Genomic DNA, 12,437 nt, shown 5'->3' with positions numbered 1-12,437 from the left:
CGGGGGCCCGCCCGATGCGGGTGGCGTCGCGTCGTCGATGCGTGCGGCCGCACGCGTCCACGCCGTACGCACCCCGCACTGCTAAAGTGGAGGTACCCCTCCACTGTAGCGGAGGCATACCTCCGCTTCAACCTCGTCCCGCCCCGGGAGGCAGCAGTGACCGCCCAGTCGTTCCCCGTCAGCGAGATCGTCGCGTCCCGGCGACCGCACCGGAAGGACGCGGCGCGCAACTACGACGCCCTGCTCACGGCCGCCCGAGATGCCTTCACGGAGCACGGCGCGGAGGCCTCACTGGAGGACGTCGCCCGTCGCGCGGGCGTCGGCATCGGCACGCTGTACCGGAACTTCCCCACCCGCAGGCATCTCTTCGAGAGCGTCTACGCGGACGAGGTCAACACCCTGTGCCGGGTCGCGGAGGAGGTCGCCGAGCTGGAGCCGTGGGAGGCGCTGACGACGTGGCTCGACCGGTTCGCCGACTACATGGTGACCAAGCGGGCCGTCCGGGAGGCGCTCAACGACGAGTCGGAGATCTTCACCGCCTGCCGCGAGTCGATGTACGCGGCCGGCGGCCCGCTGTTCGACCGGGCCCAGCGAGCCGGCGCGGCACGCACGGACATGGACTTCGTCGACCTGCTGCGCATGGTCGCGGGCATCACCGCGACGGCCTTCGACGACGACGCCCAGCGCGACCGGGTCCTGTCCGTCGCACTGGACGGCGTACGCGCATCCCGCTGACCCTGGTCAGTGCTCCAGCTGACCCCGGTCAGTACTCCAGCTCGGGGCGCAGGCGCAGCGGCCCGGCGACGTCGTGGAGGTGCCGCAGCACCTGACCGTAGGAGTCGAGAAGCCCGGTCTCGTGGTACGCGATGCCGTGCCGGGCGCAGTACGTGCGTACGAGTTCCTGGGCGTGGCGCAGGCTGGGGCGCGGCATGGACGGGAACAGGTGGTGCTCGATCTGGTAGTTGAGCCCGCCGAGCGCGAAGTCCGTGAACCGGCGACCACGGATGTTCCGTGAGGTCAGCACCTGCCGGCGCAGGAAGTCGATTTTGTCGTCCTTGGCGAACATGGGCATGCCCTTGTGGTTCGGGGCGAACGAGCACCCCATGTAGAGCCCGAACAGCCCTTGGTGCACAAGGAGGAAGACCACGGCCTGGAGCGGGGTGAGGACCAGGAACAGGGCGGCGAGATAGCCGCCGAGATGCGCCGTCAGCAGGCCGGCCTCGGCGAGCCTGGTCTTGCGCGGGGTCCCGCTGCCGGTGCGGTCGAACAGCGCCTGTACGCCCGCCACGTGCAGGGCGAACCCTTCCAGGAGCAGCATCGGGAAGAACAGCCAGGCCTGGTGACGGGCGAGCCATGCGTACGCCCCGCTGCGGACGCGGGCGTGGTCCTCGGTGAAGGCGATCGCGCCCTCGGCGATGTCCGGGTCGCGGCCGACGTGGTTGGGGTGGGAGTGGTGCCGGTTGTGCTTGGCGATCCACCAGCCGTAGCTGAGGCCGATCAGCAGATCGACGTGGACGCGGCCGAGCAGCGTGTTGACGCGCTTGGAGGACGCGATCTGGTGGTGTCCGGCGTCGTGCCCGATGAACCCGGTCTGGGTGAACATCACCGCGAGGAACGCGGCGGTCAGCAACTGCCACCACGACGGCCCGATCAGGGCGAACGCGGTCCAGCCGGCGGCCAGCAGAAGCAGGTTTCCGCTCACCTTTGCGCTGTAGTAGCCACGGCGTCGCTTCAGCAGCCCGCGCTGCTTCACCTCGCGGGACAGCGCGGCGTAGTCGCTGCCCCGGGTGCCGGGCGGGGGTTTCGTCGTCTCGGCGTGCTGGGCCGTGGGATCGGTGCCCCGGTTGATGAAATCAGTGCTCACGGCTTTCCTCTCGGGATGCGCGGGCCGATACCACCGACGCGGGGGCAGGGCGCCGAACGCGGAAAGCCCGTACGGAAGCTGATGGACGCGGAACGATGCACACGGGTGTGGACGGATGCAGCACGGGACAGGCCCGCGGTGCGGGCCTGTCCTGACGAGATGTCCTCAGAGGGCGCGGACCTGGTCGGCCTGCATGCCCTTGGGGCCCTGGCTTGCGGTGAACTCCACCCGCTGGTTCTCCGCCAGGGAGCGGAAACCCTCGGTGTCGATCGCCGAGTGGTGCACGAAGACGTCGGTGCCGCCCTCATCGGAGGTGATGAAGCCGAAACCCTTCTCCGCGTTGAACCACTTCACGGTGCCTTGAGCCATGTGATGTCTCCTTCGAGATGACGAGCCGGTCAGGAAGTCGCGCGCTCGCGCGATCCCGGGCTGTTGGTCGTCAGCCGTCGAAGAAAACCCCCGAAACGACGAAACGCCCGCTGTCGGAACTCCGCGGGCGCTTCCACGTTCGCAAACTTCAACTACAACCGTCCCCTACAACGTCCGGGATGTCGGCAACGTTCCCGGGCTGTGCGATGCGGCACGTGGCGGGTCCGGAGGGGAGTACGGTTGGCAGCACCGAGCGCACCTCGCATGCCGTCATCCGTTTCGGCGTCGCCCTCGGGGAACGGCACAGGCCGGCGCACCTCGGATCCGGCCGGAAATGGGCCGCACATGCCTTCTGGCTCGTACCGTCTCGCCGCCTTCCGTATCCGTTCCCGCGCAGCGCGGTAGCGAAGTTCCTGCCCACCGGGATGCCTCCGTCGCATTCCGGCATCCCGCGCACGGCTCTGAACCGATCAAGAGGATGCGGACACATGTATTCACAGGACTCGATCTCCGGCCACCGCCGCGGCCGTCCCGAGCCGACCGCCGAGATGCTCGCCGGGCTGGCCTGCCTGATCTGCGGTACGGACTACCGCAACGCGCCCGACCCCGAGGCCGTGGTGGTCTCCCACCGCGACGACAAGCAGTTGCTCGCCTGCCACGGGACGTGCGCACGCATGGCGTGCGGGTCGGTGAACGGTCTGAACGAGACACCGCTCCCGCTGACCGAGCGCGTCCGCGCGCACCGGCCCGGCGCCTCCTGACCGACCGGAGACCGGACGGCCGCACGCGGCACGCAGCACGCAGCACGCAGCACGACGAGAACCACAAGAACGACCTGGCGCGAACGCCATGACACGAACGAAATGATGATGAGGAAGCGCATGAGCCTGCTGAGTCTCGGAGTACTCGCCTCCTCCCGCAAGGAAAACGAGTTCCGCCTTCCCCTGCACCCGGCCCACCTCGGCCGGATCGCACCCGACGTACGCGAGAAGATCTTCCTCGAACAGGGCTACGGCGAACGGTTCGGCGTCGCGGACGATGCGCTGCGGCCGCAGGTGGCGGGCCTGCGCTCCCGCGAGCAGCTCCTCGACGAGTGCGATGTGCTGCTGCTGCCCAAGCCCATGCACGAGGACGTCGCCGCACTGCGCCAGGGCCAGGTGCTGTGGGGATGGCCGCACTGCGTGCAGGACGAGAAGATGACCCAGCTCGGCATCGACCGTCAGCTGACTCTCATCGCCTGGGAGGCCATGAACCACTGGACGTCCACGGGCGCCTTCAGTGTCCATGTGTTCCACAAGAACAACGAGCTCGCGGGCTACTGCTCGGTGCTGCACGCCCTGCAGCTCGGCGGGCTGACCGGCAGCTACGGGCGGCGGATGCGCGCTGTGGTCATCAGCTTCGGCGCCACAGCACGCGGAGCGGTCACGGGTCTGGGCGCCATGGGGATCTCCGACGTCACGGTGCTCACCCAGCGCGCCGCGGCGGCGGTGGCCTCGCCGATGCCGTCCGTCGTGATGGGCCACTTCGAGGAGCGGCCGGACGATCCCACGCGTCTGCAGGCACTCACCGGGCTCGGTCCCGTACCGCTCGCGGAGTACCTGGCCGGGTTCGACATCATCGTCAACTGCATCCGGCAGGACACCGACGCGCCGCTGACGTTCGTCACCGACGAGGAGCTCGCCCTGTTCAAGCCGGGGACCTTCTTCGTCGACGTCGCCTGCGACGAGGGAATGGGCTTCACCTGGGCCTGCCCGACCACCTTCGGCGACCCGATGCCCACGGTCGGTCCCGGCTGCCACTACTACGGGGTGGACCACAGCCCGTCCCACCTGTGGAACTCGGCCACCTGGGAGATCAGTGAGGCGCTCCTCCCCTATCTGCGCAAGGTGATGAGCGGCCCCGCGGAATGGGACGCGGACGCCACGATCAGCAACGCCATCGAGATCCGCGACGGCGTCGTGATGAACCCGAAGATCCTGTCGTTCCAGCACCGGGCGGCCGGCTTCCCGCACACCCGCGAGACGCCGGACCCGGTTCTCACCCCGGCGGCGCTGCACTCCTCCGCGCAGCCGGTCTGACACACCTGAGGTCCGACGCGCTCCGGCCCGGCAGGGTCACTTCCCGGGCGGGAGCGTCACCGGCCGGTCGTCCCGCAGTTCCGCGAAGAGCTGCTGCGCCCGGCGGTCGTCCCACTTCACGGCGCTGCCCTTGGAGGTGGCGAAACCGGGGTCGGAGACGGGCACGTTGATCTGCCTGCCGTTGCCCGCCGAGACGCTCTGCATCGCCTGGAACAGCGACATCAGGTCCCGTAGGCCCGTGTCCTTGTCGACCACGAGCGTGTCGAGGCCCGCGCCGAGTGTCGGGAAGGACCTGGCCGGGTTGAGGAGCGTGCCCGGGGTGACCGCCTTCTTGGCGAGCGCCGTCAGGAACTTCTGCTGATTGCGGGTGCGGCCCAGGTCGCCCTCGGCCTCCTGCTTGCGCTGCCGGACGAACGCCAGCGCCTCGGCGCCGTCGAGGGTCTGGCAGCCCTGGCGCAGGTCCGCGCCGGACTTCTCGTCCTTGACGGCGCGCTCCAGGCACATGTCCACGCCGCCGACCGCGTCCACCACCCCGACGAAGCCCGCGAAGCCGATCTCCGCGTAGTGGTCGATGTGCAGCCCGGTGTTGCGTTCCACGGCCCGTACGAGCAGGTCGGGGCCGCCCAGCGAGAACGCGGCGTTCAGTTTGTTCGGCTCGGCGGAGAAGCTCTTGCCGGTGTCGGGGCGTACGTACGGCGGGACCGTCACCCACGAGTCGCGGGGCAGGCTCATCATCGTGGTGCCGTTCGCGCCGGTGTGCAGCAGGATCATCGAGTCGGTGCGGCGGCCCTCGGCCGAGCCGGTGCGCAGACTTTTCCTGGCCTGCTCGGAGAGACCGGCGCGGCTGTCGGAGCCCACGATCAGGTAGTTGGTGCCCTCCCCCTCCGCCGGCCGGTCCGGCAGCGCGCCGAGGTCGACCTCCTGGTCGAGCTTGGTGTCGGCCCACACGTACGTCCCGGCGGCGGAGGCCACCAGCGCGACGACCAGGAGGATCGCGAGCCGCGTGACCTTGCGGCGACGGCTGGGGGGCGGCTTGGGAGACCTGCCGCTTCCCGCGTCCCCCGGTGGCCGGCGGCCGTGCCCGGTGCGGCCGGGGGTGGCGGGTGAGGGCATGCCCGGCAGTGGTGCCGTGCGCGTCGAGGGCGAGGACGCGTTCCCGCGTGCCACCCGGCCCGTGACGCCACTGGGCGGCTGAGCCGCACCACCGCTCCGGTCATAGCCCACCGGCAGGTCGGTCCCTTCGCTCATCGGCCTGTCCAGTCCCTCATCACATGGGGTCATCTCGTCGGCACGCTCTTATACGGCGTCGGACCCTCGATCTGTTCAGCGGCCGTGCCCGAACGCTTCATGCGCTGCCACTTCAGCCGGCTGCCGAGGAGCACGGCGACCACGGACTGGATGACGACCAGGTACATCAGCTGCCGGTAGACGACGAGTTGGAAGGGCATCCACCACAGGGTCCGTACGCGCTCCCCGTCGAGCTTCAACGCGTAACCGGCGCAGACCAGTTGGACGGCCATGAAGCCGAACCACACCCCGGCCGACGTGAGCGGGTCGAGGAACAGCACGCCGTACAGGGCGAATACGTCGATGACCGGCGCGAGCAGCGGCAGGGCGACCTGGAAGAGCGCGAGGTAGGTGAGTCCGCGCCGGCCGAAGCGTCCCGCGACGCCCATCTCCAGGACGGCACCGCGGTGTTTCCACATCGACTGGATGGTGCCGAAGCACCAGCGGTAGCGCTGACGCCACAACTGCCGCAGCGAGGTGGGTACTTCGGTCCAGGCGACCGCGGACTCCTCGTAGAGCACCCGCCAGCCCGCCCGCCACAGGGCCATGGTGAGGTCGGTGTCCTCCGCGAGGGTGTCGTCGCTGACCCCGCCGACACCGATGAGCGCGTCCCGGCGGAACGCCCCGATGGCGCCGGGGACGGTGGTCATGCACTCCAGCACCTCGAACATCCGGCGGTCCAGGTTGAAGCCGAAGCAGTACTCCAGGTGCTGCCACTTGGCGAGCAGGCCCCGCCGGTTGCCGACCTTGGTGTTGCCGCTGACCGCGCCGACGGCGGGGTGCGCGAGCGGCTGGACCAGGTGGTGGATGGCGTCCGTTTCGAAGACGGTGTCGGCGTCGACCATGACGAGGATGTCGTGACTCGCGTGTCCCAGACCGGTGTTGAGGGCCGCGGCCTTGCCTCCGTTGGGCTTGCGGACCACCAGCACGCGCGGATCCCCGATGTCCTCGGCGATCTCCGCCGTACGGTCCGTCGAGCCGTCGTCGACGACGACGATCTGCAGCTCGGGGTAGTCGGAGGCGAGCAGGGACCGGACGGTGGACTCGATCCCGGCCTCCTCGTTGTAGGCGGGCACGAGCACCGTCACCGGTTCCGCGACCTCCTTCAGCCAGGGCGCACCGGGCCGGGAGCGTTCGAGCCGACGGACGTGCGCCCGGGCGAAGAAGACGAGCAGCACCAGTCGCAGCACCCCCAGAGCCCCCGCGATACCGAGCGTCCAGGTCATCGCGTTCGAGAACGCGCGCCCCAGGGTGGTGGCCCAGACGAGGGCGGTGCCCCGCCATCGCTCGACGGCCGAGACCGGCTCGTACGGGGTCAGCCGGAGGCCGGCCGAGACGGTGGTGAAGCGGTCGACGCCGGGGTTCTTGAGCAGCTTCTCCGTCTCCCGATACGCGGTCGCGGTCTGGCTGAGCTGCCGGACCAGGCCCTGAGCCGGTTTCCGGGACCCCTTGTCGGCGGCGACGAGGACGTATCCCTGGGCGGCGGCGCGCCGCGCGGCCTTCCACTCGCGGCCACAGAGCGTGTCCGGCGAGGTGGTCCTCGGCATCCGCAGCAGATTGGCGCGGATGCCGGTGGTGCCCGCCAACGCGGCCTGGGTCAGGTCCAGTTCGGCGGAGAAACGGACGGACGACGCCTCACCGAGGGCACCCCCTGTGTAGGTGTTGGAGCCGATCTCGTGCCCCTCGGCGCGGATGCGCCGCACCAGGTCCGGATGGCGGGCGGCCTGGGAGCCGAAGAGGAAGAAGGTGGCGCGCGCCCGGTGCTGTTTCAGCAGGTCGAGCAGGCGCGGGGTCCACACCGGGTCGGGGCCGCCGTCGAAGGTGAGCGCGACGGTGCGGGCGGGCATCGAGGCGGTCTGGATCCCGTTGCCGTTGATCCCCACCACGGGACCGCCGCCGGCCACGGCGTCGGGTGCCGGTGAGGTGCAGGCGGACCGCGTCGTCGCGGCGTCCACCTCGTGGTTGGTCCAGCCCTCGAAGAGCAGGGCCGCGAACATCGCGGGCAGGACGAGAATCAGTAACAGCCAGTGTGCGCGCGGGTCGCGGGACTGCTTGTGCCGAGCCTTCACGGGCCGTCGTCCCCCCTCTCGGCGGCTATGAAATACGGCTCGCGCGTGGCGTGTTCGGCGTGTTCCCCGGGCAGGTCGAGACGCGTCCGGCCGCCTCGGGGATCCATGTGCCGAGTCGTTCTTCTCCAGCCGTGAACGTCGGCGCGCGATGCGCGAGGGGATGTCGTCTTCCACTGCCGGATGGGGCTGGCGCTACGCATGGGGCGCGAGTCTAGTCACTGCTTTGCGACTGCACGGCCGCAACAGCGAGCCTCACAGAAAAGCGGCGAATCCTGTCACGACCGTGAGTGCGCGACACCCGGTCCTCGTCGATGGACAAGCGGGGCAAGCGTTCGTGGACGGGCGGGCAAGCGTTTTCGGGAGGCGCCGAGGCGTCGGATCTTCCCCTCTAGGGTGTGCCGCACGAGTCGAACAGTCGAACAGACGCGGGAGGGGCAGCCGGGTGAGATGTGGCAGGCCCCGGCCCGCGGCCGAGGTGACCGTCCGGTGCTCCGCGGTGGCGCGACCGCCCTTGTCAGAGGCCGGCCCTAGCGTGGCCGCGTGACATCTCTCATACATTCGTACACCTATTTACAGCCCTCGGCCGTGAGCGAGTCCGCGGGCGGACGCACCCTCGCGCTGGAGACCTCGGGCGGCGCGACCCCGGCCGGCGAGATGGCCAACCCGCGGTTCTTCCACGGGTTCCTGACCGCGCCGGCGGCCGCCGCGGCGGCGTTGCTGACGGTCGCCGACGTCGCGGCCACCCGCTACTACCAGCCGGCGGCGTCCGCCTCGCTGGACCCGGTGGTGACGGCCGACGGGGACCGCCTGCGGATGGAGTCCTTCTCCGGCTGCTGCGGTGTGTACGCGCGCCTCGATGTCCTCGCACCCGGCCTCGACGGTGACGACGTCGGCCACGGCACCACCAACGTCGACATCAACTCCCCGCTCCGCAGGGCCCTCGCCAGAATCGGCGGACTCGACCCCCTTCAACTGACGGTCGGGCCGGATGAGTTGGAGGTCACGACCTTCGACGGACGGTTCGTGGAGAAGCAAGTCCCCTTACCCGAGCGCTGGTTACGCGGCTTCGCCGAGGCCCAGGTGCTCGCGGCGGGCTTCACCCTGCGCGCGGAGATCCCGGCGCCTGAGGCGTCCGCCTTCCTGCGGACACTGCCACACCCCACTCTCCGGTCCAGTGCACGTACGACGCGCTGGGTGGTACCCGTGGGCGGCCGTACCCTGCGTCCGACCAGCAGGCCGTCGCCGGATGCCGTGTGTCTGCCCGGCCCCGAACGGCTGCCGGCGCTCCAGCAGGTGCTGCGACACGCGACGACCGTGCGGGTGTACGCCCCGGTCCGCGCGGAGTCCGGCGCGGAGTCCAATGCGGCCGCCGTCGTCTGGGAGGTCCAACTACCTGGAATGCGGCTGACGTTGATGCTCTCCCAGAACGCCTCTCGGGGCTTCTCCGGCGAGGGCGGCGTACTGCACGATCTCGCCACGGGAGCGACGGCGGACGATGCGGACCTGGTCTCGGCGCTGCTGGCCTGGGAGCCGAGGATCGACGTGGCCGAGCTGTCCAGGCAGGCCGGTCTGCCCGCCGAGCGGGTGCGCGCCGCGCTGACGGTGCTGGGGACCTCCGGACAGATCGGCTACGACCTCGCGGAGGAGGCCCACTTCCACCGGCACCTGCCGTTCTCGGCGGGCGGTGCGGAGGCACGCAATCCCCGGCTGCGCGGGGCGCGGGCGCTGGTCGCGGAGGGAGCGGTCCGCCTCGACGGCTCCCTGGCACGGGTCGGGAAGGGCGATCACGTCCACGTGGTCCGCGCCGACGACACGGGACGACTGAGCTGCACCTGCCTGTGGTGGGCGAAGTACCGGGGCGGACGCGGCCCGTGCAGGCACACCCTCGCGGTGAGCATGGTCAGGGACACGACGACGAAGGCGGCACGATGAAGCTGGTCGAGCTTGTGGAAGCCGGCGACGTCGCCGGAGTGGTGCGGGAACTGGGCGTGCTGACGCCTGATCAGCGGGCGGCGTGCGCGGCCGAGTTGACAACCCTCTTCGAGGTCATCGCCCGGCGTGAGAACACGGAGGAGGAGAGGATCGCCCTGTGCGCCGCCCGACTGGGGTGTCAGGTCACCCCTGAGGCCATGGCGGTCTGGATCCGGTCGCACGCGTACTTCACGATGGACGCCTGGACGGTGGACCTCCTGAACCTGTACCCCGTCGCATGGCGAGCCGAGTTGGCCGCGCACCTCGGCGAACGGGCGACGAACGCCGGCGCGGTGTTCGCGGTCACCGAGCACCTCGTCCGCGACACCGGCTGTCCGCTGCCGGCCTCGCACGAGTTCGTCCTGGCGTGGCTGTACGACCGCGCCGACGGCTGGGAGCGGCGCCCGCGGGTGCTGGGCGGAGCACCGGGTGCCGACTTCCTGGAGCGGCTGCGCGCGGACGACTTCACTCCGAAGCTCCTCCCGCTTGCCGTGGCCCGACCGGGGCGCCTCGTCTTCGCTTGGCACACGTCGGAACGGCCACTGGAAGCGCTCATCGGCCTCGCTGCCCAAGGCGTCGTGGACCGTGGCGAGCTGATCCACAACATCTTCGCGGACATGGTCGGCGATCCGCCGCACGGAAAGCAGGCGGTGGTCGCGCTGGAAGCACTCGCGCTCACCCCCGCGGAACACGCCGGGGTGGCCCGCGAACGCGCCGCCGTGGTCGACCATCTTCTCGGGCGTCTCCTCGAAGACGGTACGCGCATGGAGATCGCGCCCTTCCTGGTGTTCCTGGGGGCCCTGGCCTCCACACCGGCCGAGAAGGCGCTCGTGGCGAGGGATTACCTGGCGCTGCTCGACCGGTCGTTGCCTGTCGCCACGTACGCCCAGGAAGTGCTGACCGGGCTGGACGAAGCGGGGCTGCTGGAGCCCGAGTTGCTCAGCGAAGCGTGCGAACGGGTCCTGCTCCGGCCGGAGAAGAAACTGGTGCGCGCCCAACTCGGTTGGCTCGGCCGGGTGGCGCGGCGGGATCCGGCACGGGCGGGCCGGGCCATGGTCGACGCGGCGACGACGTTCGGCCACCGGGAGATGACGCTCCAGGAGCAGGCGCTCAAGCTGGTCGCGAAGCATCTCAAGGCCGCCGACGACTCGGTGCTGCCGGAGCTGCGGGCGGCGGCCGGACAACTCAGCCCGGGGCTCTCCGCGCGAGCCGCCGAACTGCTCGGCACGGCCGAACTGCTCGGCACGGCCGGACCGCTCGGCACGGCCGGACCGCTCGGCACGGTCGAACCTCTCGGCGCGGCCAACCTGTTCGGCACATCCGAGGACACCGGCACCGAGCAGCCGCACGCCGACGTACAGCCGTATGCCGACGTACTGCCCGCGGTGCCCGAGCCCCGCCCGGTGCCGGGCCCCATCGCGACGGCCGCCGAGGTGGCGCAGGAGGTCGCGGCGGTCGTCGCGAACGATCAGGACGTGGTGGCGTTCGAGCGCGCGCTGGACGGGCTGGTCCGGCACGCCCACCTCGACCGGACCGCGCTGGCCGAGGCGCTGAAGCCGGTCATGCGCAGGGAGCCGAAGAACACCGTCGACTGGGTGCAGTCCGACCTCTACGACGTGGCGCGCGCCGTGCGGGGCGACGAGCCGAGAGGACGGGCTGTCCTGATGCACCGGGCCGTCCACATCAACCGGACCACCCCGAGCCGTAGTTGCTCCCTGGCCGGCTCGATGCTCGCGTCACGTCTGGCCGAGGCGATGGACGTCATCGAGTCCGGCACCCAGCCGTTCCTGCTGGCCGTGCCGACCCTCTCCACCGGCGCGCTGGACGCCGCCGTACTGGTGGAGCGGATCTCGGCGCTCGACGAACTCGGCGTCACCCCCGCGCCCGTCGACCTGGCACAGGCTCTGCTGCGGGTCACTCCGACGCCGGACCAACAGGTGCTGAACGCGGCGGAGAAGCTCGCCTCCGACGCCGGACAGCGGCTGGCGCGCTGGCTGCGCGAGGGCGGCCCGGCACACCAGGACTCGGAGCCGAAGGGGTGGCCCCACTGCAAGCCGCCGAAGCCCGCGTCGCAGGGGTGGTGGACACCCGCACGCCCCGGGGTCGTCATGGATCCCCCGCTCCCGCAGGTCGCCGCGGCCCTGATCGGGCCGTACGTCGGCAACTCGGGGCTGGCCAACCCGATGGCGCCCTTCTGGGTGGCCCAACTACCGCATCACCGCGAGGAGTTGATTGCTCGCGACTACTTCGAGCCGCGCATGTCCCAGCGAGGGTGGCCCCGCAACCTGCCGTTCGTCGTGGAGTCCGGCGGCCCGGCGGGTTACTCGGTGCACCTCGCCCTCGCGTTCGGACTGATCTGGCAGACGGAGACCGACGCGGTGGTGGACGCCGTGCTGGTGCTCGCCGCCCGGAAGCAGCTGGACACGGACCTGCTCGGACGGCAGCTGGAGGCGCTGCTGAACCACGGGTGGGCCTACGCGGACAAGGCGAGCGGCTCCCTGCGGACCGCCGCCGAGACAGGTGCGTACGCCACCGTGTGGTCCGTACTCCGAGTCGCCCTGCCCGGCCTGCTGGGCGAGACCCCGGTCCGGGGCGCGGCGGCCATGCTCGACCTCGCCGTCGAGTGCGCTTCGCGCTGCGGGGCCAAGGGAGAGATCCCCGAGGTCACGGCGGTGGCCGACCGCAAGGGATCGAGCCAGACGGTGAAGAACGCCAGGTTGCTGCGCGACGCGTTGCGCTGAGGGGGACGACGGTCCCGCCCGCGTACGGGCGGGACCGTCACTGCGGGCGGGACCTCAG

The 12,437-nt window shown here is 70.7% G+C and carries 9 protein-coding genes; 5 read left to right on the top strand and 4 right to left on the bottom strand.

The features are described from left to right. Nucleotides 1-156 precede the first annotated feature (156 nt). Complete coding sequence (locus AOK17_RS18920; RefSeq protein ID WP_055613676.1) at nt 157-735, top strand: TetR/AcrR family transcriptional regulator; 579 nt, start codon at nt 157-159, stop codon at nt 733-735. Nucleotides 736-763: 28 nt separating this feature from the next. On the opposite strand, the gene AOK17_RS18915 is transcribed toward AOK17_RS18920, so the two are convergent. Both AOK17_RS18915 and AOK17_RS18910 read right to left on the bottom strand, forming a co-directional pair. Then, nucleotides 764-1,864: a fatty acid desaturase family protein gene (locus AOK17_RS18915; protein ID WP_079053123.1), complete on the bottom strand. Its 1,101-nt coding sequence runs from the start codon at nt 1,862-1,864 to the stop codon at nt 764-766. Nucleotides 1,865-2,029: 165 nt separating this feature from the next. Further along, the gene (locus AOK17_RS18910) at nt 2,030-2,233 is read right to left on the bottom strand and encodes a cold-shock protein (protein ID WP_055613675.1); all 204 of its coding nucleotides are present in this window, start codon (nt 2,231-2,233) and stop codon (nt 2,030-2,032) included. 488 nt (nt 2,234-2,721) lie between these two features. Between AOK17_RS18910 and AOK17_RS18905 the strand changes: the two genes are divergently transcribed. Both AOK17_RS18905 and AOK17_RS18900 read left to right on the top strand, forming a co-directional pair. Beyond that, the gene (locus AOK17_RS18905; RefSeq protein ID WP_055613674.1) at nt 2,722-2,994 is read left to right on the top strand and encodes a hypothetical protein; all 273 of its coding nucleotides are present in this window, start codon (nt 2,722-2,724) and stop codon (nt 2,992-2,994) included. Between the two features lie 120 nt (nt 2,995-3,114). After that, nucleotides 3,115-4,311, top strand: coding sequence for a N(5)-(carboxyethyl)ornithine synthase (locus tag AOK17_RS18900; RefSeq protein ID WP_055613673.1), 1,197 nt, complete (start codon nt 3,115-3,117; stop codon nt 4,309-4,311). A gap of 36 nt (nt 4,312-4,347) precedes the next feature. Here the strand turns inward: AOK17_RS18900 and AOK17_RS18895 are convergent, their stop codons facing one another. Then, nucleotides 4,348-5,559 carry an LCP family protein gene (locus AOK17_RS18895; protein WP_055613672.1) on the bottom strand — a complete coding sequence of 404 codons (1,212 nt, stop codon included), beginning with the start codon at nt 5,557-5,559 and terminating at the stop codon, nt 4,348-4,350. 29 nt (nt 5,560-5,588) lie between these two features. Then, entirely contained in the window at nt 5,589-7,667 is a 2,079-nt protein-coding gene (locus AOK17_RS18890; protein WP_055613671.1) for a bifunctional polysaccharide deacetylase/glycosyltransferase family 2 protein, read from the bottom strand. 540 nt (nt 7,668-8,207) lie between these two features. Here AOK17_RS18890 and AOK17_RS18885 point away from each other — a divergent pair. Continuing rightward, a complete protein-coding gene (locus AOK17_RS18885; RefSeq protein ID WP_063997253.1) occupies nt 8,208-9,599 on the top strand; it encodes an SWIM zinc finger family protein in 1,392 nt (463 codons plus the stop codon). Next, complete coding sequence (locus tag AOK17_RS18880; RefSeq protein ID WP_055613670.1) at nt 9,596-12,379, top strand: DUF7824 domain-containing protein; 2,784 nt, start codon at nt 9,596-9,598, stop codon at nt 12,377-12,379. Before AOK17_RS18885 ends, AOK17_RS18880 begins: the two co-directional genes overlap by 4 nt. The last annotated feature ends 58 nt before the right edge of the window (nt 12,380-12,437 follow it).

The sequence above is a fragment of the Streptomyces phaeochromogenes genome (assembly GCF_001418655.1).
GTDB classification, from domain to species: Bacteria; Actinomycetota; Actinomycetes; order Streptomycetales; family Streptomycetaceae; genus Streptomyces; species Streptomyces phaeochromogenes.
Note: the sequence above shows the minus strand (reverse complement) of the source record. Positions and strands in the feature narration are given on the sequence as shown.

Coding starts and splice junctions, on each gene's coding strand:
- AOK17_RS18895 (WP_055613672.1), bottom strand. CDS start 5,559: ATGAGCGAAGGGACCGACCTGCCGGTGGGCTATGACCGGAGCGGTGGT.
- AOK17_RS18880 (WP_055613670.1), top strand. CDS start 9,596: ATGAAGCTGGTCGAGCTTGTGGAAGCCGGCGACGTCGCCGGAGTGGTG.
- AOK17_RS18910 (WP_055613675.1), bottom strand. CDS start 2,233: ATGGCTCAAGGCACCGTGAAGTGGTTCAACGCGGAGAAGGGTTTCGGC.
- AOK17_RS18905 (WP_055613674.1), top strand. CDS start 2,722: ATGTATTCACAGGACTCGATCTCCGGCCACCGCCGCGGCCGTCCCGAG.
- AOK17_RS18900 (WP_055613673.1), top strand. CDS start 3,115: ATGAGCCTGCTGAGTCTCGGAGTACTCGCCTCCTCCCGCAAGGAAAAC.